At 67.0% G+C, this 25166-nt stretch carries 1 protein-coding gene (only partly in view); it reads right to left on the bottom strand.

Going from position 1 to position 25166, the window contains the following annotated elements:
* Positions 1-25166, bottom strand: the 5' portion of a protein-coding gene (locus IEX78_RS10725) for a non-ribosomal peptide synthase/polyketide synthase (protein WP_188828760.1). The gene continues 11818 nt to the left of window position 1, outside the view; 25166 of the gene's 36984 nt are visible here — the first part of the coding sequence; it begins with the start codon at positions 25164-25166; its stop codon lies off the left edge, out of view.

The raw sequence follows: 25166 nt of genomic DNA, 5'->3' as shown, positions 1-25166 counted from the left end.
TTCCAGTCGCGCGACAACACCATGTGCTCGGTGATGTCGAGCATCGGCAGGTCGCCGATCGGGCGGTTCGGCGTCGCGGTGATCGCGCGCAGAATCATGCTGAAGCGACGGATGAAGTCATCGATCGTCGCGGCGTCGAACAGGTCGGTCGCGTAGATGAACTCCGCGCCGATCCCGGCATTGCCCGGCTCTTCGGCAAGCACCAACTGCAAGTCGAATTTGGCTGTCTCGCTTGGCAACTCGACGGGGCTCACGGTGAGCTCCGGCAGTGTCAGCGCGGTCTGGCCGGTGTTTTGCAGCGTGAGCATCACCTGGAACAGCGGGTTGCGTGCCTGCGAGCGGGCGGGGTTGATGATCTCAACCAGTCGCTCGAACGGCAGGTCAGCGTGGCCGAACGCGGCGATGTCGGTGGTGCGTGCCGCGCCGAGCAGGTCGCTGAAGCTGTGCGCGGCGTCGACCTCGGTGCGCAGCACGAGGGTGTTGACGAACATGCCGACGAGGTCGTCGAGTTCGCGCTCACCACGACCGGCGACCGGGGTGCCGATCGCGATGTCGGATTCGCCGCTCAAGCGAGCGAGCAGCACGGCGAGTGCGGCGTGCACAACCATGAACAGCGTCGCGCCGTGTGCCTGACCGAGTTCGGTCAGCGCGGCCTGAGTCGCGGCGTCGATGGTGAAGCGCGTGCGCGCACCACGACCCGAAGCGACGGCAGGGCGCGGGCGGTCAGCGGGCAGGTCGAGCTGATCGGGCAGGCCGGCGAGGGTGTCGCGCCAGTAGGAAACCTGCTGTGCGATAACTGATTCCGCGTCGTCTTCGGCACCAAGCGCCGCGCGCTGCCACAGCGCGTAGTCGGCGTACTGCACCGCGAGCGGCTCCCACATCGGCTCGCCGCCTTCGACGCGCGCGGCGTACGCCGTCATCACGTCGCGGGCGAGCGGGCCCATCGAGAAACCGTCAGCGCTGATGTGGTGGGCGACGAGCACGAGCACGTGTTCGGTCGGGCTGGTCTCGAACAGTTGCGCGCGCAGCGGCACCTCTTCGGTGACGTCGAAGCCGCGCAGGATCACGCGGGCGAGCGCGCCGGGCAGCTCGTCCTCGGTCACCTCGACCGGCGTCAGGTCGGGGATCACCTGCGCGGTCGGGACGATCTCCTGATGCGCGGCACCGTCGACCTCGGGGTAGCGGGTGCGCAGCGACTCGTGCCGCGCGAGCACGTCGGCAACGGCGATTTGCAGCGCCTGCCGATCGAGCAGACCCGACATCCGAACGGCAAGCGGGATGTTGTCGACAGCCGATTCGGGGTCGAATCGGTTGAGGAACCACATGCGCTGCTGTGCCATCGACAGCGGAACGATGGTCGGACGCTGCTGCGGAACGAGCGCGGGACGCGTGTTGATTTCGCCTGCCGAATCGGCGCGGGCGGCAAGGCCTGCGACGGTCGACGCTTCGAAAATCTCGCGCACCCCGACGCGCGCGTCGAGCGCGGTCGAAAGGCGAGCGGCGACGCGGGTCGCGATGAGCGAGTTGCCGCCGAGGGCGAAGAAGTCGTCATCAAGGCCGACCCGCTCGACGCCGAGAACGTCGGCGAAGACAGCGGCGACGAGTTCTTCGACCGGCGTCGTCGGCGCGCGGAACGCGACCGCTTCGACAACCGGCGCGGGCAGTGCCCTGCGGTCGAGCTTGCCGTTGACCGTCAGCGGCAGCGCGTCGAGGACCATGAGCACCGACGGGACCATGTACGTCGGAAGGGTTTCCGACAGAACTGTCTTGATTTCTTCGGTGTCGATGGTGTTGTCGCTGGTCACGAGGTAGCCAACGAGCTGGTCGGTGACGCGGTTGTCGTTGCGGACAATCACGGCAGCATGGGTCACGGCGTCGATCGCCAACAGCGCGGCTTCGATTTCGCCAAGCTCGATACGGAAACCACGGACCTTGACCTGGTCGTCAGCGCGACCGAGATGTTCGAGTTCGCCTGCGGCGTTCCAGCGGCCGAGGTCGCCGGAACGGTACAAACGCTCCCCGGTAGTGGCGAACGGGTTAGCGACGAAGCGGGCGATCGACAGTTCTTCACGGCCAAGGTAGCCGTGCGTCAGCTGCGGACCGGCGACGTAAATCTCGCCGGGCACGCCAACCGGGACCGGGTTGAGGCGAGTGTCGAGCACGTAGACCGACAGTGCTGCGATGGCCTTACCGATCACCGAACCTGTTGCGTTAGTGACAGTTTCGAGGTCAAGGACGCGGTGAGTCACATGGACGGTGGTCTCGGTGATGCCGTACATGTTGACCAGCTGCGGGCCGGTCGACCCGTTGGCACCGTCGCCGTTGCGGACCATCCAGTCGCGCAAGCGAGCCAGATCGAGCGCTTCGCCACCAAAGACCACGTAGCGCAACGCAAGTGGTGTCGGGTTGGTGCGTTCGACTTCAGCGAGCTGGTAGAACGCCGACGGCGTCTGGTTGAGGACCGTCACGTTTTCGCGTGAGAGCAGCTCAAGGAACTGTTCCGGCGAACGCGACACGTAGTAGTCGACAACGACGACGGTGCCGCCGTAAAGCAGCGCACCCCAGAGTTCCCAGACCGAGAAGTCGAAGGCGCTTGAGTGGAACATCGTCCACACGTCATCGGGACCGAACCCGAACTCGCGGTCGGTGTTAGCGAACAGCTTGACCACGTTCGAGTGCGCCACAACAACGCCCTTGGGGCGACCGGTCGAACCGGAGGTGTAGATGACGTAGGCCGTGTTCGCTGAATGCAGCGGTGCGATGCGGTCGGCGTCGGTGATCGGGCCTTCACCCGCGTCAACCAGGTCACCGGTCTCGACACCGAACCCGGCCATCGACACGACCGTCAGGTTCGAAGGCAGGTCAAGATCAACAGTGCCGTCGACGATCACACTCGCGGGCGCGGCATCAGACAGCACGTAAGCGATGCGATCGGCCGGGTAGGTCGGGTCGATCGGCACGTAACCGGCACCCGACTTGACCACCGCGAGCAGCGCGACAACAAGGTCGAGCGAACGCGGCAGGATCACCGCGACCAACTGGCCGGGGCCAGCGCCTTCGCGAATCAGCTTGCGCGCCAACTGGTTAGCGCGCTGATCGAGCTCGGAGTAGGTCAGCGAATCGTCGCCGAAGCGCACCGCGGTGCGGTCGCCGTGCTCGACAACCATCGCGTCAACCAGATCCGACAGCGTCACGTCGGGCTCGGCGAACAGGCCGGTGCCGCCGTCGAGACCCGCCGAAACCCAGTTCTGCGTGAGGTTCGCGCGTTCGGTCGCACCGAGCAGGTTGATGTCGCCAACCGGCGTTTCGGGTGCGGCGGCGATCGCCGTCAGCGCGCGCACGAGACGGTCAGCGACACGCTCGACGCTGTCGGCGTCGATCAGGTCGTTGAGGTAGCTCGCGCGGATACGCAGCTGTGAATCAAGTCGCGCGATCAGCGTGAGCGGGTAGTGCGTCGCGTCGGCGACGTCGAGACCCGCGACGGCCATGCCGTCGATGTCGGCGGCCTGGGCCTGAATGCCTTCGGCGTCAACGGGATACGACTCGAAGACCATGAGCGTGTCGAACAGGCCGCCGAGGTCGGCGGTCGCCTGGATGTCGGCAAGCCCGATGTGGTGGTGGTCAAGCAGGTCGGCCTGCTCACCCTGCACGCGCGTGAGCAGCGTGCGCGCCGATTCGGCCTGGTCGAATGTCACCCGCACCGGAATGGTGTTGATGAAAAGACCAACCATGTTCTCGACGCCGTTGAGGTCGGCGGGACGACCCGAAACCGTGGTACCGAAGACCACGTCTTCCTGGCCGATCGAGCGGCCAAGCACGAGACCCCACGCCGTCTGCAACACCGTGTTCACGGTGATACCGAGACGCGCGGCGAGCGCGACAACCTGAGCCGTCGTCGCCTCGTCAAGGTCGAACGCGTACTCACCCGAAAGCGCGGTGATCTCGCGCCCAACCTGCGGACGAGCAAGCAGCGTCGGCTCGGAAACGCCCTGCAACGCCTGACGCCACGCTTCCAGCGACGCAGCGGGGTTCTGCTTGGCGACCCAGTCGAGGAAGTAACGGTAGGACCGCACCGGCGGCAGGCCAGCCGGATCGGCATGCGTCGCGTACAGCACGAGCAGGTCGCGCATCAGCAGCGGCATCGACCAGCCGTCGAGCAGGATGTGGTGGTTGGTGATCGCGAGCGACCACACGTCGTCGGCGAGCTGGACCAGCGTGAACCGGATCAGTGGCGGAGCGGCGAGGTCGAACTGACGCAGGCGATCGCCTTCGATCAGGTCGGTCGCGTCGCCGGTCGCGCGGCGGTCGTATTCGGTCCACGGCACGTCGACGCCGTCGATCACCAGCTGCACCGGGGTGCCGTTGGCGTCGGTGACGAACGCGGTGCGCAGGCTGTCGTAGCGGTTGACCAGCGCTTGCGCGGCTGCGCGCAGTCGAGGTGCGGAAACGCGACCGGTGAGCGTCAGTACCGCCTGCGAGGTGTAGACGTCGACCGACGACTCAGCGAGCTGCGCGTGGAAGAGCAGACCAGCCTGCAACGGCGAAAGCGACCACGCGTCGGTGAGCCCGGCGAACTGCCGTTCCCAACCGTCGATGTCGAGCTGGCTTGTGCGCACGAGCGGGAAGTCCGACGGTGTGAAGCCGCCAGCGTTCGCCGTTTCGGCATGCAGCGCGACAGCTTCGAGCGCGCGCACCCACAGGTCGCCGAACGCGCGGACGCGGTCGGTTTCCAGCAGGGTCGCCGGGTAGGTGATGCGGGCGCTGAGCTGCTCGCCGCCAACACCGGCGTTGATGTCGAGCGGTGCCATCGCGGGCATGTCAGCGTCGGCGGTACCGATGAGCTGGGACAGCTCGGGCGCGGGCACCCAACCGAAGCCACGCATGGCGTCGGCGGAAGCGCCTTCGGTGAAGCGACCGAGGTAGTTGAAGCTGATCTGGCCGGGCATCCGCGCGGGCAGCGCGTGCGCGGTGTCGGCGTTGAGGTAGCGCAGCAGGCCGTAGCCGATGCCGTGGTCAGGCACCGCGAGCAGCTGTTCCTTGACCGCCTTGATCGCGCGGCCCATCTCTTCGCCGCCAGCCATCGCGGCGTCGATGTCGATGCCGGTCAGGTCGAAGCGGACCGGGAACATCGAGGTGAACCAGCCGACCGTGCTCGACAGGTCAGCGCCGGGCACAACAGCTTCTTCGCGGCCGTGGCCTTCGAGGCGAATCAGCGCGGAGTTCTCCGCGACGCCAAGCTGCGCGCGCCACGACGCGACAGCCAGCGCCAACGCGGTCAGCAGACCGTCGTTCGCACCACCGTGGAACAGCGCGGGCACCGTGTTGAGCAGCGAACGCGTGACCTCGGCAGAAACCTCAACGCGAATGGTGTCGAGCAGGTCGGTGACGTCGATGGTCGGGTCGAACGCGCGCGGCGAAAGCAGCGGGTCGGGCCCGTCGACAACGTCGCGCCAGAACGCGAGCTCATCGGTGCGATCGGCGGCGACGCGCTCAAGCGCGTGTGCCCAGGTCCGCATGCTCGTGCCGGTTGGCGCGAGACGAGGCTGCTGGCCGGAAGCGAACTGGCCCCATGCGGAGACGAAGTCGGGGACAAGGATGCGCCACGAAACACCGTCAACGACGAGGTGATGCGCGACGACGATCAGGTAACCGGTGCGGTCATCGCCGCCAACCGGCTCAAGCCACGCGAAGCGGATGACAACGCCGGACTCGGGATCCAGCCGTGACAGGCTGTCGTCGAGGGCAAGTGAAGCGATGCGACCGACCGCGGAATGCGGTGCTGCCGAATCGAATTCGTGGTGGTCGATCAGCGCGTCGACGTCGATCGTGCCGGGTGCCGCCGTTTCGACAACACCGTTGGTGAGATCGAGACGTGCGCGCAGCATGTCGTGGCGATCGATGACGGCGGCGATCGTCGCGGCGACGCCCGCACGGTCGATGCCGGCGGGCAGGCCGAGCGTCACGGCCTGGTGGAAGCGACGGAACGAGCCCGGCCGGTCAACCATGAACCGCTCGACCGGGGTGAGCGGCCGTTCACCAACGCCACCACCGGGCAGCTCGGCGAGGATCGAATCACCCTGTCCGCCAGCGGTTTCGGCGACCATCGCCAAGCCGGCGACGGTGCGCTGCTCGAACACCTGGCGAGCCGTGAAGATGACCCCGCGCGCCTTGGCACGCGAAACCAGCTGAATCGACACGATCGAGTCGCCACCGAGGGCGAAGAACGAGTCATCGACACCAACGCGCTCAATGCCAAGCACCTCGGCGAACAGGTCAGCGATCACCTGCTCAAGCGGGGTGCGCGGCGCACGGAACTCGACCTCGGTGGTAAACACCGGCTCGGGCAGTGCGCGACGGTCCAACTTGCCATTCGCGTTGAGCGGCAACGCTTCTAGCACCATGAGCACCGACGGCACCATGTGCGACTGGAGTCGACCCGCGAGGTAGGTACGCAGCTCGGCAACGTCCACCGGGAGCTGGTTGCCGTCAGCATCGACGGCAGGGACCACGTAGCCGACAAGCTGATCGGCACTGGCCTGCGCGCTCACGAGCACGACGGCTTGGGCGACCGCATCGTGCGCGGTGAGCGCGGCCTCGATCTCGCCAAGCTCGATGCGCATACCGCGCAACTTCACCTGGAAGTCGGTGCGGCCAAGGTAGGTGATCGCACCGTCGGCACCGCGACGTACGAGGTCGCCGGTGCGGTACATGCGCGCACCCGCTTCCCCGAACGGCGCGGCGACGAACCGGTCAGCGGTGAGGTCGGGGCGGCCGAGGTAGCCGCGCGCGACCTGGTCGCCTGCCAGATACAGCTCGCCAGCGACGCCGGTCGGCACCGGATGCAGACGGGCGTCGAGCACGTACGCCTGCGCGTTCCAAACCGGCTTGCCGATCGGGACGGCGGCAGTGGTCACGCCAGCGGCGGGCGCGTGCGTTGCGTGGACGGTGAATTCGGTCGGGCCGTACAGGTTGAACAGCTCGGCCGAGCTCACGCGACCGAACGCGGCAGCGGTGTCGGAGGTGAACGCTTCACCGGCGACGAGGACCGAGCGCAAGCTCGTCAGGTCCGCGCCGTCGACAGCGCCAGCGAACACCGCGAGCATCGACGGAACGAACGACGTCATCGTCACGCCGCGTGCCGCGATCGTGGTCGCGAGGTACTGCGGATCGCGATGACCATCCGGTGCGGCGATGACAACCTGACCACCAACGGCCAATGGCCCGAACAACTCCCACACCGAAACGTCGAACGTGACGGGGGTCTTGAACAGCACAACATCGTTGCTACCAATGCCGTATTCGCCGGTGATCCAGCGAATCTGGTTCACCACCGCCGAGTGCGCGACGCCAACGCCCTTCGGGCGGCCGGTCGAACCCGAGGTGAAGATCGCGTAGGCGAGGTGGGCCGGGAGCAGCGGGGCGATGCGATCGGCATCGGTGAGCGGCGCGTCGGAGTACTCAGACAGGTCGAGCGCATCGATCGCGAGCGTCGGGCGTTCGGTGCCGAAGTCGACGCCGCTGCTCGCCGCGGTGACGAGCACGCAGGCCGGGTTGGCCGCGTCGAGCACGTAGGCGATGCGGTCGGCGGGCTGTTCCAGGTCGAGCGGCACGTAACCGCCGCCCGCTTCAAGGATCGCGTAGATCGCGATGAACAGGTCAAGCGAACGCGGAATGCCAACGGCGACAAGCGTTTCCGGACCAACGCCAGCTTCAACGAGGCGATGGGCCAGCTTGTGTACGCGGCTAGCCAGCTCGGCGTAGGTCAGCGTCTCGAAGGTCGCGTCGCTGGTCTCGTAGGCGACAGCGACCGCGTCCGGCGTCGCGTTGACCTGCGCGTCGAACAGCTCAACCAGGGTCGACCCTTGACCCAGCTCACGCCGGGTCTCGTTCCAACCAGCCAGTTCGCGCTCGGTTTCGGCGGCATCGAGCAGCGCGATATCACCAACGGCCACATCGGCATTGGCGGCGATCGCGGTCAGCACGCGGGTCAGCTGGACGAGGATCGTCTCGGCGCTCGACTCGTCGAACAGGTCGGTCGCATAGGTCATCCCGACCGACATGCCAGCCGCAGCGCCAGCTTCCGGGGCGACCTCAGACAGCGTGAACTGCAAGTCGAACCGCGACGTCGTCGTGTCGACGTCCACCTCAGCGACCGTGAGCCCCGGCAGTTCGAGCGTCGCGCGTTCCATGTTCTGGAACGCGAGCATCACCTGGAACAGCGGGTTACGTGCCTGCGAGCGCTCCGGCGCGAGCAGTTCAACCAGTCGCTCGAAGGGCACGTCGGCGTTGCCGAACGCGTCGAGGTCGGAGCTGCGGGTGCGGGCGAGCAGGTCGGCGAACGATTCGCCAAGGTTGAGCTCGCTGCGCAGCACGAGGGTGTTGACGAACATGCCGACGAGGTCGTCGAGCGCGGCAGCGCCACGACCGGCGACCGGCGTACCGATCGCGACGTCGTTGGTGCCCGCGAGGCGACCAAGCAGCACAGCGAGCGCTGCGTGGGTGACCATGAACAGCGACGTGCCATGCGTGCGGGCGACGCGCTCAAGCTCGGCAACAAGCTCCGCGGACAGCGTGGTCGACACATCAGCGCCACGGTAGGACGCGATGGTCGGGCGCGGCCGGTCGCTCGGCAGAGTCAGCTCGTCCGGGCTATCGGCAAGTGCCGACTGCCAGTACGCGACCTGCTTGGCCAGCAGCGACTCCGAATCCTCTTCCGCGCCAAGCACTTCGCGCTGCCAGATCGCGAAGTCGGCGTACTGCACCGGCAGCGGTGCCCAGCTCGGTGCTTCGCCCTGGGTGCGGGCGAGGTAGGCGGCCATCACGTCACGCGCGAGCGGACGCATGGAAACACCGTCGGCGGCGATGTGGTGGACGACAACGACGAGCACATGCTCGGTCGGCGACACCGCGAACAGCTTGGCCCGCACGGGTGCCTGCTCGGCGACATCGAAACCAATGCCGACGAACTCGGTGACCGCGCCGATCAGCGCATGCTCGGCGATCGGCTGGCTGACCAGCGCGAGGTCGAGCTGCTCGGCGGCGACAACAAGCTGCATCGGCGTGCCACCGTGATCGGGGTAGCGGGTGCGCAGCGACTCATGGCGACGGGCGACGTCGAGCAGCGCCGCTTCGAGCGCGACGGTATCGAGCTCACCGGTCAGTCGGATCGCGAGCGGCAGGCTGTACGCCGCCGATGCCTTGTCGAACTGGTTGAGGAACCACATGCGCTGCTGCGCGAACGACAGCGGAACAAGCTCGCCAACCCCACGCTCACGCGGCAACAACTGCGCGCGCGAACCGTTGGTCGTCTGCGATTCGATGCGCGCGGCGAGCGCTTCCACCGTCGCGGCGTCGAACAGCGCGCGCAGCGGCACGTCGGTGTCGAGGGCTGCACCGAGACGGGCGGTCGCGCGGGTCGCGATGAGCGAGTTGCCGCCGAGGGCGAAGAAGTCGTCATCGAGGCCAACGCGGTCAACGCCGAGCAGGTCGGCGAAGATGCCAGCGACGATTTCCTGCACCGGCGTGACCGGCGCACGGAAGCCACGTGCCTGGAACACCGGCTGCGGCAACGCCTTTCGATCGAGCTTGCCCGACGCGTTGGTCGGGAAGGCGTCGAGCACCATGAACGTCGCGGGCACCATGTAGGCGGGCAGTTGCGCGCTAAGGGACACGCGCAGCGCGTCGGTGTCGACCGAGCCTGCCGCGACTAGGTAGGCCACAAGCTGCTGACCGGTGTGCTCGTCGTCGTGGACGAGCACGACCGCCTGGGCAACCGAATCGTCGCCGACGAGCGCGGCTTCGATGTCACCAAGTTCGATACGCAGACCACGCACCTTCACCTGGAAGTCGGTGCGGCCCAGGTAATCAAGCTCGCCGTCGGCGGTCCAGCGCACGAGGTCGCCGGTGCGGTACATCCGCGCGCCCTCGGTGAACGGGTTGGCGATGAAGCGGTCGGCCGTGAGGACCGGCTGCTCAACGTAACCGCGCGCAAGCTGGGTGCCAGCCAGATACAGCTCACCCGGCACACCCGGCGTGACCGGGCGCAGGCGAGCGTCGAGGACATAAACCTGGGTGTTGAACACCGGCGCACCAATCGGCACCGAAACGGTGTCGGTGTCGATGACCTCGTGGAAGGTCACGTCGACGGCGGCTTCGGTCGGGCCGTACAGGTTGTGCAGCGCGGCACCGGTGAGTTCACGCAGCTGGTGCGCGGGCGGTGCGGGCAGTGCTTCACCCGAGGCGAACACGTTGCGCAGGCTCACGCAGTCGCGCACGCGCTCGTCGGTGACGAACACCGCGAGCATCGATGGAACGAAGTGGGCGGTGGTGACGCCCTGGTCGATGATCAGCTGCGCGAGGTAGGCCGGATCGCGATGACCATCCGGCTTCGCGACAACGAGTCGCGCGCCAACCTGCAAGGGCCAGAAGAACTCCCACACCGAAACGTCGAACGTGGCCGGGGTCTTCTGCAACACCACATCGCTCGCGGTGAGGCCGTACTCGGCGTGCATCCACACGAGACGGTTGACGATCGCGGCGTGCGAGACGGCAACACCCTTGGGTCGACCGGTCGAGCCCGAGGTGAAGATGACGTAGGCGGTGTTGTCCGGGTGTAGCGGCGCGATTCGATCGGCGTCGGTGATCGGTTCGGTCGAGTATCCCGAAACGTCGAGGGTGTCGATCTGGACCTGGCGAATGTGGTCGGGTAGGTCAAGCTCGTCGTTCACCGTGGTCAGGACGCAGACCGGACGCGCGGTGTCGAGGATGTGGGCGATGCGCTCGGCCGGGTGATCGGGATCGATCGGGACGTAGGCGCCACCGGCGGCGACGACGGCGTACATGCCGACGAGCAGGTCGAGCGAGCGTCGCATACCAAGGGCGACAAGCGATTCCGGGCCAACGCCGGACTCGGTCAGCCAGCGGGCGAGCTGGTGGACGCGATCGGCGAAGGTGGCATAGGACAGACTCGTCCCCTCGAACGTGAGGGCGATTTCGTCGGGCGTGCGTTCGACCTGGGCTTCGAAGAGCGCGACGAGCGTGGTGGGGTCGATCGTGTACTCGGTCGCGTTCCAGCGGTGCAGCACAAGCGAACGTTCTTGCGCGCCAAGCAAATCGATGTCACCAACGGCGACATCCGGCTGCGCGATCAGCGCGGCGAGCAGGCGGTCCAACCGGTTGGCGAAGTCAGCGACGGTCGCCGGATCGAACAGGTCGGTGGCATAGGCGAACGCGGCCGACATGCCAGCGGGCGCGCCGGTTTCGTCGGTGAGTTCCTGCACCATCAGTTGCAGGTCGAACTTGGCGAGGCTGGTCTCGTAATCGACTGCGGCAACGGTGAGGTCGGGCAGTTCGAAGCTGAGCTGGCCAAGGTTCTGGAACGACAGCATCACCTGGAACAGCGGGTGTCGCGCCTGCGAACGGGCCGGGTTGAGCACCTCGACAAGCCGCTCGAACGGCACGTCGGCGTTGGCGAACGCGGCCAGGTCGGTTTCGCGAACCTGGGCGAGCAGGTCGCCGATGGTTTCGCCACCGGCAACGCGCGTGCGCAGGACGAGGGTGTTGACGAACATGCCGATCAGGTCGTCGATCGCGGCCTCACCACGACCGGCGACGGGCGTGCCGATCGCGATGTCGTCGGTGCCGGACATGCGCGCGAGCAGCACGGCGAGCGCGCTGTGCATGACCATGAACAGTGACGCGTTGTGTTCGCGACCCAGTTCGATCAAGCCGCGCTGGGTTTCGGCCGAGATCGTGAACGGGTGCGTCGCACCGGCGTAGCTGGCGACGGCGGGTCGCTGGCGGTCGGCGGGGAGCACGAGTTCGTCTGGCAGCTCGGCCAATTCGTCGGCCCAGTAGCGAATCTGGTTGGCGATCACCGAGTTCGCGTCGTCCTCGGCACCGAGCACCGCGCGCTGCCACAGCGCGTAGTCGGCGTACTGGACGGCCAGTGGCGTCCAGCCGGGCGCGCCGCCGCCAACGCGGGCGGTGTAGGCGACCATCACGTCGCGGGTCAGCGGGCCCATCGAGAAACCGTCGGCCGCGATGTGGTGGGCGACCAGGGTTAGGACGTGCTCGGTCGGGCTCAGCTCGAACAGTGCGACACGCAACGGCACCTCGGTGGTGACGTCGAAGCGCGACAGCATCAGTTCGGTAAGTCGTTGCGGCAGTTCGCTTTCCGTGACGGTGACCGGCGTGAGGTCGACCGGCGCGACGGCAACGACTTCCTGATACGGCTGCCCGTCCACCTCGGGGTAGCGCGTGCGCAGCGATTCGTGGCGCTCGATCACGTCGAGCACGGCAGCGCGCATCGCGGCCACGTCGAGCGTGCCGGTGAGACGGATCGCGATCGGGATGTTGTTGACGGCCGACTCGGTCGCATCCGCGCTGTCAGCGGAGAAGCGGTTGAGGAACCACATGCGCTGCTGCGCGAGCGACAACGGCACGAGCGCGGGTCGCTCAGCGGCGACGAGTTCGGGGCGGGCCCCGGCACCGACGTGCGCTTCCACGCGCGCCGCGAGCGACTCGACCGTCGACGCTTCGAACAGCATTCGCACCGGAACGCGCGTGTCGAGCGCGGCACCAAGACGCGACGCGACCTGGGTCGCGATCAGCGAGTTGCCGCCGAGGGTGAAGAAGTCGTCATCGGCACCGACGCGATCGAGTTCGAGCACGTCACCGAAAATGCCAGCGACGATCTCTTCGATCGGTGTCGACGGCGCACGGAACTGACGCGCTTCGAACACCGGCGCGGGCAGCGCGCGACGGTCAAGCTTGCCGGTGGGCGTCAACGGCACCTGATCGATCACGATCAGCGCCGACGGCACCATGTAGCTCGGGAGGCGACGGCCGAGGTCGGCGGTCACATCGGCGATATCGATCGAATAGCCCGGGACGAGAACAAGATACGAAACGAGTGACGTGACGCCGGTGGTGCCGGTGTGGCCGACGGTGACGGCGAAGTCGATGCTCGGGTCAACGGTCAGGGCGGCGTCGATCTCGCCAAGTTCGATGCGGAAACCGCGCACCTTCACCTGGAAGTCGGAGCGGCCGACGTATTCGACAGTGCCGTCGGTGGTCCAGCGCACGACGTCGCCGGTGCGGTACATGCGCTCGCCATCGGCGAACGGGTTGGCGACGAAGCGGTCGGCGGTCAGCGCGGCGCGGTCGAGGTAACCGCGCGCGAGCTGGATGCCCGACAGATAGAGCTCACCTGTCGCACCCACCGGAACGGGCTGCAACCGGCCGTCGAGGACGAACGCGCGCATGCCGCGAATCGGGGCACCAACGGTCACGCGGTCGCCCGGAACGAGCTCATCGCTCATGTTCGACGCGATGGTCGCCTCGGTCGGGCCGTAGGCGTTGAAGAACCGACGGTCACCGGTGGAGAACTTGGTGACCAGGTCGGCCGAGACAGCTTCACCACCGGCGATGACAACGCGCAGGCCAGCGAGCGCCGACGCGTCCATCGACGCGAGCACCGACGGGGTCAGCATCGCGTGCGTGACCTGCTCGTCGCGGATCAGCTCGGCAAGTTCGGCACCGCCGTACACGCCCGGCGGCACGATGACGAGCGCGCCAGCGCCGCCGACCGCGAGCAGGGATTCCAGGATCGACGCGTCGAAGCTCGGCGACGCGAAATGCAGTGCGCGAGTACCGGTATCGAGCCCGTAGCGCTCGTTCTGCTCGGCCCGGAAGTTCGCCAGACCGGCATGGCTGACGACGACACCCTTGGGCAGACCGGTCGTGCCGGACGTGTAGATGACGTAGGCGGGATGCTGCGGCTGCAGCGACCGCGTGCGGGTCCAATCTGTCACTGCCGCATCGGAATACGCGTCGAGGTCAAGCTCATCGAGCACGAGCCAGTCGACCGAGTCGGGCAGCTGGTCGCGCACCGAGGAAACGGTCACGCCGATGCGCGCGCCGGAGTCGGCGAGCATGTATTCGATGCGCTCGCTCGGCAGGTCGGCGGCGATCGGCAGGAACGCGCCGCCGGACTTGGTGATACCCCAGGTGGCGAGGTACGACCAGGTCGAGCGCGGGACGGTGACCGCGACGATGTCTTCGGCGCGGACGCCACGCTCAATCAGCAAGCGCGCCAAGCGATTCGAGCGCGTGTCGACATCGGCGTAAGACAGGGTTGTCCCGTCGAACACCACCGCGGGGCCGTCCGGAGCCGTCGCGACGGCTTCGGCGAGCAGCTCAGGAAGGGTCCACGCGGGCTCGGCGGCAGGGCCGCGATGGTCGAGCAGCGCGGCGCGTTCGTCGGTGCCGAGGATGGGCACGTCGCCAACCGCGACCGACGGGTCAGCCGCGATCGCTTCGAGCACGCGAACCCAGCGACGGCCGAGTTCGGCGACGGTCGACTCATCGAACAGGTCAGTCGCGTAGGCGAGGTCGAGGGTCCAGCCGCCGCCGTCGATCTCACGCAGGGCGAACTGGAGGTCGAACTTGGCGAGTTCAACGTCGAGCGGTTCCGCCGAGACCGTGAGACCGTCGAGTTCGAGTACGGGCTGGGTCACGTTCTGGACAGCGAGCACCACCTGGAACAACGGGTGGCGAGCCTGTGAACGCGCGGGCTTGAGCACGTCAACGAGACGTTCGAACGGCACGTCGGCATGGCCGAAGGCAGCAAGGTCGGTTTCGCGGACCTGCTTGAGGAACTCGGTGAACGACTGACCGCCATCGACCTGGGAACGCAGCACCAGCGTGTTGACGAACATGCCGACGAGGTCGTCGAGCGCCTGCTCACCACGGCCCGCGATCGGGGTGCCGATCGCGACGTCGTCCGAACCCGACAGTCGCGAAAGCAGCACGGCGAGCGCGCCGTGCAGCACCATGAACACCGAAGCGTTGTGCTTGCGGCTCAGCTCAACTAGCCGCTGCTGCGTATCGGCCGAAATTTCGGTTGTCACCTGGCCGCCGCGGAAGCTGGCGACCGGCGGACGGGGACGATCGGCGGGCAGCACCAGCTCGTCGGGTAGACCGGCCAATTGTGTTGCCCAGTACTGGGTTTGCGCCGAAATCACCGATTCCGGATCGTCTTCAGCGCCAAGCACAGCGCGCTGCCACACGGCGTAGTCGGCGTACTGCACGGCGAGCGGAGCCCACTCGGGTGCGTGCCCGGCATTGCGCGCGGCGTAAGCGACCATGATGTCGCGCGCGAGCGGTGCGAGCGACCAACCGTCGGCCGCGATGTGGTGAAGCACAAGGGCGAGAACGTATTCCGAGCTCGAAAGCTGGAACAGGCGAACGCGAATCGGGGCTTCGGCGGTCACGTCGAAGCCCGACGAAGCCAACGTGATCATCTGCTCGATGACGTTGCCGCCGACGACCGAGAGCGGGCGCAGCTCGCCGACGATGCCGTCAGCGTCGAGCACGACCTGGGTTGGTCCGTTGTCGGAGTCGGGGAAGATCGTGCGCAGCGACTCATGCCGCTCCACAACGTCAGCGATCGCGGCTTGCAGCGCGGCGATGTTGAGCGAGCCGCTGAGGCGAATCGCGAACGGCAGGCTGTAGATCGCCGATTCGGCGTCCATGCGGTTGAGGAACCACATGCGCTGCTGCGCGAACGACAGCGGCGCGAGCTCGTCGCGGTCCCGTCGCCGCAGCGGCAGCCGCCCGCCCTGCCCGGCCTCGCTGGCGAGGCGCTGTGCGAGCGCTTCGACCGTCGACGCTTCGAACAGGGTGCGTACGCGCACGTCGGTGTCGAGCGCCGCGCCGAGTCGCGCGGTGACCTGGGTAGCGACAAGCGAATTGCCGCCGAGGGAGAAGAAGTCGTCATCGAGGCCAACACGGGCGACGCCGAGCAGGTCGGCGAAAACGCCAGCGACAATCTCCTGAATCGGGGTGACCGGCGCACGGAACTCACGCACCTCAAATGAGGGCGCGGGCAACGCTTTTCGATCCAACTTGCCCGAGGTGTTGAGCGGGAACTCAGCGAGCACCATCATCGCGGTCGGCACCATGTAGGTCGGCAACCGGTCAGCGGCGAAGCGCGTCAGCTCGGCAGGGTCGACGCCGGCACCGACCACGTAAGCGACGAGCTGCTGGCCGTTCGGGGTGTCGACAACAAGCACGACGGCCTGCGAAACGTCGGCGAAGTCGAGCAACACCGTCTCGATCTCGCCCAACTCAATACGCTGACCGCGCAGCTTGACCTGGAAGTCGGTGCGGCCGACGTATTCCAGCTCGCCAGCGGCGTTCCAGGAAACGAGGTCGCCGGTGCGGTACATGCGCTCGCCGGGGCTGAACGGGTTCGCGACGAAGCGGTCAGCGGTCAGCGTTGGCTGGCGTGTGTAACCGCGAGCCAGCTGCGTGCCAGCGAGGTAAAGCTCGCCGCGCACCCCGACCGGCGTCGGGCGCAGGCTGCCATCGAGGACATAGACCTGCGTGTTGAAGACGGGCTTGCCGATCGGCACCGCGATGGCGTCGGTGTCGACAACCTCGTGATAGGTCACGTCGACGGCCGCTTCGGTCGGGCCGTAAAGGTTGTGCAGCGCGGTGCCGGTGAGTTCGCGCAACTGATGTGCGGTCTGCGCGGGCAGCGCTTCACCGGACGCGAAGACATTGCGCAGACTGACGCAGTTGCCCACGTTGGGCGCGGTGACGAAGGCCGCGAGCATCGACGGAACGAAGTGCGCGGTGGTGACGCCCTTGTCGATGATCACCTGGGTCAGGTAGGCGGGGTCGCGGTGGCCATCGGGGGTCGCGATGACGAGTTCCGCGCCAATCTGCAAGGGCCAGAAGAACTCCCACACCGAAACGTCGAACGTGGCAGGGGTCTTCTGCAGCACGACATCGTTGGTGGTGAGTCCGTACTCGGCCTGCATCCAGACGAGGCGGTTGATGATCGCCGAATGCGTGACCGCGACACCCTTCGGGCGGCCGGTCGAACCGGACGTGAAGATCACGTAGGCGGTGTTGTCGGACCGCAGCGGCGCGCGTCGATCGGCATCGGTGACCGGCGCGGTTGAGTACGCGGTGAGGTCGAGTTCGTCGATCAGCAAGGTGCGCGCCGAACCGTCACCGAGTTCGGTCGCGTTGTCGTGACCGGTGGTCAGGATCGCGGCCGGACGTGCGGTGTTGATGACGTGGTTGATGCGCTCGACCGGGTGGTCGGGGTCGATCGGCACGTACGCGCCGCCCGCGGTGATGGTCGCGTAAATCGCGACGAGCAGGTCGAGCGAGCGGTGCATCGCGACGGCGACCAGGTCGTCGGGGCCGACGCCCTCGGCGATCAGGTGCCGCGCGAGCTGATTCACCCGCGCGGCAAATTCGCCGTAGGTCAGCTGCTGTGCGGGCGCGTCATCGCCGGGATCGAAGGTCAACGCGATGGCGTCGGGGCTGGTGCGAACCACGGTCTCGAACTGGTCGAGCACGCTCACCTGCGCGGGCACCGCGTAGTCCGTCTGGTTCCACTCACGCAGCACAAGCGCGCGTTCCGCGTCGTCGAGCAGGTCGATTTCGCGCAAGCTCGCCGCCGGGTTCTCCGCGATCAAGGCGAGTACGCGCTGGTAGCGCTCGGCGAACTGGGCGACCGTGGCCGCATCGAAAAGGTCTGTCGCGTAAGCGAATTCGGCAAGCATGCCCGCCTGCTCATCATCCGATTCGCGGATGGTCAGCGACAGGTCGAATTTCGCCGTGCCCGACTGGTAGTCCAGCGGCGTCACGCGCAGGCCGGGGAGTTCGAAGGTGCTGTCCGGCAGGTTCTGGAACGACAGCATCACCTGGAAAAGGGGATGGCGAGCCTGGGAACGCGGCGGGTTGAGCGCGTCCATGACACGTTCGAACGGCACGTCAGCGTGGGCGAACGCGTGCAGGTCGGTGTCGCGGACGTCGGCGAGCAGGTCGGCGATGGTTGCCTCGCCGCGAAGGCGCGTGCGCAGCACAAGGGTGTTGACGAACATGCCGACGAGGTCGTCGAGTGCGGCTTCACCACGACCGGCGACCGGGGTGCCGATCGCGATGTCGTCGGTGCCCGAAAGCTGGGCGAGCAGCACAGCCAACGCGCTGTGCATCACCATGAACAGCGACGCGTTGTGCTCGCGACCGATGTCGGTGAGGCGACGTTGCGTCTGTTCGGAAATCACGAACGGGTAGCTGCCGCCTCGGTAGCTCGCGACGGCGGGACGCGGGCGATCCGACGGCAGGACAAGCTCAACCGGCAGTTCGGCGAGCTGGTTGGTCCAGTAGCGAATCTGGTTGGACAGCAACGAGTTCGGGTCGTCTTCGGACCCGAGCACCTCACGCTGCCACAGCGCGTAGTCGGCGTACTGCACCGGCAGCTTGGCCCACGCTGGCTGCTCCCACAGGGCGCGCGCGGCGTAGGCGACCATCACGTCGCGGGCGAGCGGGGTCATCGACCAACCATCGGTCGAGATGTGATGCACGACCATCGCGAGCACGTATTCCGACTCGTTGAGCTCGAAAAGGCGGGCGTGCAACGGCACTTCGCTGGTCACGTCGAAGGCAAGGCCAGCAAGCTCAATCAGCTCGCTGACGAGGTTGGCCTCGCTGACCGGGACCGGCGTGAGGTCGGGGGTAATGCGGGCGGCGTCGAGGATCACCTGGACCGGGCCGTCGGCGGTTTCCGGGAACACCGTGCGCAGCGACTCGTGCCGGTCGATCACGTCGATCACCGCGATCTGCAGTGCGGCGATGTCGAGTTCGCCGGAGAGTCGGATCGCGATCGGGATGTTGTTGACCGCCGACTCAGCGGCTTCGGCGCTGTCGACGGAGAAGCGGTTGAGGAACCACATGCGCTGCTGGGCGAGCGAAAGCGGAACGCGCTGCGGACGTTCGCGCGCGACCAGCTCACGCCATGCGCCAGCGCCTGCACGCGACTCAACGCGCGCGGCGAGCGCGGCAACCGTCGACGCTTCGAACAGCATCCGCACCGGCACGCGCGTGTCGAGCGCGGTGCCAAGGCGCGACGCGACCTGCGTCGCGATCAGCGAGTTACCGCCGAGGGTGAAGAAGTCGTCGTCGGAACCAACGCGCTCGATGCCCAGCACCTCGCCGAAGATCTGGGCGACGATCTCTTCGATCGGCGTCGACGGCGCACGGAACTGCCGCACTTCGAACACCGGCTCGGGCAGGGCGCGACGGTCGAGTTTGCCCGTCGGGGTGAGCGGAACTCCGTCGATCACCATGATCGACGACGGCACCATGTAGGCGGGCAGGCGACGCGTCAGGTCGCTCGTCACCTCGGCAACGTCGATCGAATGATCTTGCGCCGCAACGACATACGACACGAGCGCGGTCACGCCAGTGCTGCCGGTGTGGCCGATGGTGACGGCGAAGTCGATGCTTGGGTCGCTGGTGAGCGCGGCGTCGATTTCGCCAAGTTCGATGCGGAAACCGCGGACCTTCACCTGGAAGTCGGAGCGGCCGACGTATTCGACGGTGCCGTCGGCGGTCCAGCGCACGACGTCGCCGGTGCGGTACATGCGGGTGCCGTCGCCGTAGGGGTTAGCGACGAACCGGTCAGCGGTGAGCGCGGCGCGGTCGAGGTAGCCGCGCGCCAACTGCACGCCCGACAGATAGAGCTCACCCGCGACGCCCACCGGAACGGGCCGCAAGCGGGCATCGAGCACGAGCGCGTGCATGCCGCGAATCGCCGCGCCGATGGTCACCTGATCGCCGGGGGACAGGGCGTCGGAGATGTTGGATGCGACGGTCGCCTCGGTCGGGCCGTACGCGTTGAAGAACTGACGGCCGTCAGCGGCGAACTTGGCGATGAGGTCGGCCGAAACCGCTTCACCACCGGCGATTACCACCCGCAGGCCGGTCAGCGTGGTCGCGTCCATCGACGCCAACACCGACGGTGTCAGCATCGCGTGGGTGACGTGCTCTTCGCGGATCAGGTCGGCAAGTTCAGCACCGCCGTACATGCCCGGCGGGACGACGACGAGCGCGCCGCCGCCAGCAATGGCGAGCAGGAATTCCAGGATCGACGCGTCGAAGCTTGGCGACGCGAAATGCAGTGCGCGCGTTGAACTATCGAGACCGTAGCGGTCGCGCTGCTCGGCGGCGAAGTTCGCGAGACCGGAGTGGGGAAGAACAACGCCCTTGGGCTGACCGGTGGTACCCGACGTGTAGATCACGTACGCGCGGTTCTCCGGCGTCAGCGTGCGCAGACGGTCCGAATCGGTAACGGGCGCAGGCGAATACGCGGTCAGGTCGAGTTCGTCGAGCACGACCCAGTCGACCGAATCGGGCAGCTGGTCACGCACCGCCGACACCGTCACGCCAACGCGGGTGCCCGAGTCGGTGAGCATGTAGTCGATGCGGTCGCTCGGCAGATCGGCGGCGACGGGCAAGAACGCGGCACCGGACTTGGTGATGCCCCAGGTCGCCAGGTACGACCACGTCGAACGGGGCACGGTAACCGCGACAACGTCCTCGGTACCGATCCCACGCTCAATAAGCAAGCGCGCCAAGCGGTTTGAGTGCGCGTCAACCTCGGCATAAGACAGACTTCGCCCGTCAAACACCACCGCGGGTGCCATCGGGTCGACCGCGGCGGCGTCAGCGAGCAGCGCGGGCAGGGTGCGCTCGGGCTCGGCGGGCAGTCCGACACGCGCGATCAGGTCGTCGTGCTCGGTCTCGTCGAGGATGTCGATGTCGGCGACCGGAATGGTGACGTCGGCGGCGACGGTACGCAGCACCTGAATCCAGCGGCGCATGATCTGCGTCGCGGTCGCCTCATCGAAGAGGTCGGTCGCGTAGGTCAGGACAAGCGACATGCCGCCAGCCGCCGATTCGGCGTCAGCGATCTCGGAAACGGCGAACTGTAAATCGAACTGGGCGACGTCGACGGCCAGTTCTTCAGCGCGGACGGTGAGCCCGTCCAAGTCGACGTTGACCTGGTGGAAGTCCTGCACCGTGAGCATCACCTGGAAAAGGGGATGACGGGCCTGGGACCGGCGCGGGTTAAGCACCTCAACGAGCCGCTCGAACGGCACCTGCGCGTGCGAGAACGCGCCAAGGTCGGATTCGCGGGTGTTGGCAAGGAATTCGGCGAAGGAGACAGCGCTGTCGACCTCGGTACGCAACACCAGCGTGTTGACGAACATGCCGATCAGGTTGTCGAGCGCGGCTTCACCACGACCGGCGACCGGGGTGCCGACCGCGATGTCGGTGGTGCCGGACAGTCGCGCGAGCAGCACGGCAAGCGCGCTGTGCAGCAGCATGAACATCGACGTCCCGCGCGCACGCGAAACCCCGAGCAGCAGGGCGTGCAGGTCGGCGGGGATTTCGCCGTTGACGCGACCACCACGGAAGCTCTGCACCGCAGGGCGCGGGCGGTCGGTAGGCAGGTCGAGCTGATCGGGCAGCTCGGCGAGCGCGGACTTCCAGTACGCGATTTCGCGCGACGCCGTCGACTGCTCGTCCTGCTCTGACCCGAGCAATTCGCGCTGCCACAGCGTGTAGTCGCGGTACTGCACCGGCAGCGGAGCCCAGCTCGGCTCAAGCTTCGCGTTGCGAACCAGGTATGCCTGCGCCATGTCCTGGGCGAGCGGCCCGAACGAGAAACCGTCGACGGCGATGTGATGTAGCACGACGGCCACAACGTATTCGCGCTTGCCAGCGACTTCCCAGATCCGCACGCGAATCGGCAGGTCGCGGGTCACGTCGAAGCCCTGGCGCGCGAAGTCAAGCAGTTCGGCGGGCAGTTCGGCTTCAGCGACCCGGTCGACGTCGATGCCCAGTTCAACCTGCGACATCGGCAGGACGTGCTGGTAGCCAGCGTCACCGGACTGCGGGTAGATCGTGCGCAGCGATTCCTGGCGTTCGATCACGTCGGTGAGCGCGGCGGCGAACGCGTCGATATTGACCGCGCCGTTGACGCGGACGATGAACGGCACGTTGTAGGCGGGGGAGTTCGGGTCGAACTGGTTGAGGAACCACATGCGCTGCTGCGCTGGCGAAAGCGGAACTTGCGCATGCAGTTTCCGCGCGACGAGCGGCGTCGCGGCGGACGGGACAGCGGTGGCGAGGCGCGCGGCGATCCCGGCGACGGTCGGCGCTTCGAACAGCGCGCGCACTCCGAGTCGCACGCCGAACGCGGCCGAAATACGGGCCATGACCTGGGTGGCGACCAGCGAGTTGCCGCCCAGCTCGAAGAAGCTGTCGTCGATGCCGACCATGTCCTGGGCGAGCACGTCGGCGAAAATGCCAGCGACGATCTCTTCCGCGTGATCGCGCGGGGCGCGGTAGTCGGTTGTCCGCGCGGCGAAGATCGGCGTCGGCAGCGCTTTGCGATCCAACTTGCCCGACGCGTTAAGCGGCAGTTCGTCGAGCACCATGATCGACGCGGGCACCATGTACGCCGAAAGCTGCGTGCCAGCGAAACGCGTTGTCTCAACCTGATCAACGGTCATGCCAGCGGTCGGCACGACATAGGCAACGAGCTGCTGGCCGGTCGCGGTGTCGACAACGAGAACGACGGCCTGGTTGATCGCCGGATGCGCGAGCAACACGGTTTCGATCTCGCCGAGTTCGATGCGCTGACCACGGAACTTCACCTGGAAGTCGGTGCGGCCGATGTACTCAAGCACGCCGACGCCGTCCGGACGCTCAGCCCAGCGGACGAGGTCGCCGGTGCGGTACATGCGCTCGCCGGGCTGGAAGGGGTTGGCGACGAAGCGGTCCGCGGTCAGGTCAGGGCGGCCGTGGTAGGCGCGCGCAAGCTGGCGGCCACTCAGGTACAGCTCGCCGGACGCACCGATCGGCGTCGGGCGCAGGCGCGAATCAAGTACGTAGACTTCGACATTCCACTCGGGCACACCGATCGGGACAACAGCGGCGTCGAAATCGGTTGGCGTCCAATGGGTTACCGAGACAGCGGCCTCGGTCGGGCCGTACAGGTTGTGCAGCCCGGCGTCGCTGATCGCGGCGAAGGCGGCGCAGGTCTGCGGCGGCAGCGCTTCGCCGATCACGAAGATCTCGCGCAGCGAGGCGCACTGCTCGGGTGTGGCCTGGGCGGCGAACAGCGTGAGCATCGACGGAACGAAGTCGGTGACCGTCACGCTGGTGCGGTGAATCAGCTCGGCGACGTACGCCGGGTCGCGATGGCCGTCCGCGCCAGCGACAACGAGCTTGGCACCGGCGAGCAGCGGCAGGTAATAACCCCACACCGAAAGGTCGAACGTGGCCGCCGACTTCTGCAGGTACACATCGTCAGCGGTGAAGCGGTACTCGTCGAGCATCCAGCGCAGCTGGTTGACGATCGCGTGGTGGCTGACGGCAACGCCCTTGGGGCGGCCGGTCGAGCCGGAGGTGAAGATGACGTAGGCGGTGTTGGTTGTCCGCAGCGGCGCGCGTCGTTCCGCGTCGGTGACCGGTTCGGCCGAAAAACCGGAAAGCTCAACGGAATCCAGGTCGTCGCGACGCAAGCCCGACGGCAGTTCAAGCTCGGTCTGCGACTTGCTGAGCACGAGCACCGGCGTGCTCGACTCAAGAATGTACGCGTTGCGCTCGGCAGGCTGGTCCGGGTCGATCGGCACGTAAGCGCCACCGGCACGCAGCACGGCCTGGCTCGCGACAACGAAGTCGGCCGAACGGGAAATGGCAACGCCGACAAGGGATTCGGGGCCAACGCCAGCGGCGATGAGGTGACGGGCGAGCTGATTCGCGCGGGCACCCAGCTCGGCGTACGTCAGCGTCTCGCCATCGAATTCGACAGCAACGCGATCGGGGGTGTTGCTGACCTGGGCGTCAAGCAGTTCGGTCAGTGTGACGTCGGGCACCGAATGCTCAGTGTTGTTCCAGCCCAACGTGGTTCGCTCAAGCTCGGCAGCGCCGGTGAGCGGCAGCGTCCACACCGTGCGGTCATCGGCGGCAGCGAGGAAGCGATCGAAGAACTCAAGGAAGCGGCCGTGATGACGGCTCGCCTCGTCTTCGGTGTAGTTATCCGGGTTGGTCTGCAGGTCGACGTGGGTGCGCACGCCGCCCTGGGAGCGGTAGAGGTTCACCGACAGGTCGGCGACCGCGCCCGTTGCGAGGATGTGGATGTTGCCGGTCGTCGAACCGAGGGTCACCTCGTCGTTGAACAGCATGATGTTGACAAGCGGGCCGAAGAAGCCAGCGTCAATCACGCCGGACGCGTCGGCGGTGCGGCGGATGTCTTCGTGGCGGTACCGCTGGTGACGCAGCGCGCCCGACACCGCGACGGTCACGTCCTTCAGCAGCGCGGCAACCGTGGTTTCGGGGGCGACCGTCAGCCGCAGCGGCACGATGTTCGACGCGACCATGCCTGCCCGGCGCATCGCGACCGTGGTGCGCGCGGTGACCGGCAGACTCAGCGTCACGTCTTCGGTGCCGGTCCACTGGGCCAGGTACGCGGCGACGGCGGCGAGCAGCAGCGCGGCCGGGGTCGAATCAAGGCGATCGCACGCCGCTTGCAGCAGGTCGCCCTGATCGGGCGTCAGCGCCGCGCTGTGGGTCTGATGCAGCAGGCCAGCCGACGGGGTGCGGGTCGCGAGGGTGTTGCCCGAGTTGGCGAGACCGATGATGCGCTCGGTCCAGTACTCCTCGTCAGCCTTGGCGCGGCTGGACGTGCGGTAGTCGAACTCGGCGTTGACCAACTCAGGCAGGCTGCCCGGCTTGGACGTCGGCGCTTGTGTGCCGGTGACGGCGGCGGTGTAAAGCTCGGTGATGCGGGTAACGAAGGTACTAGCCGAAAAACCGTCGAGGACGATGTGGTGAGCACGCAGGTACCAGAACCAGCGGTTGTCGGCCAACTGCAGGGCGGCCGACTGCACGAGGCGATCGGAAAGCAGGTCGAGCGGGCGGCCGTACTCGGCACGCATCCACGCCTGGGCGGCGGCGTCGGGGTCGGCTTCGGCACGCAGATCGACGTAGATCAGCTCTTCGTGCGCGGCAAGCGAGCGGTCGACGCGCTGCATCGCCTCGCCGTCGTGCTCGGTGATCACGAGGAAGCCAGCGCCCATCTCGGCGGCGGCGTCGACGCTGGCCTGCAGCAGGGCATCGCGGTCTAGGTCGCCATGAAGCTCGACATACTGGGCGATGTTGATCGGCGTCGCGGGATCAAGGTGCTGGGCATACCAGATGCCAAGCTGCGCCGGCGACAGCGGAAAGAGATCCTCGTCCGAAACCGGCACGACCACGTTCTCCATCTCACCCTTACCGTCGAAATTCAT

It is taken from the genome of Nocardia camponoti, from assembly GCF_014646135.1.
Classification (GTDB): Bacteria; Actinomycetota; Actinomycetes; order Mycobacteriales; family Mycobacteriaceae; genus Nocardia; species Nocardia camponoti.
This window is presented reverse-complemented; position numbering and strand designations above follow the sequence as displayed.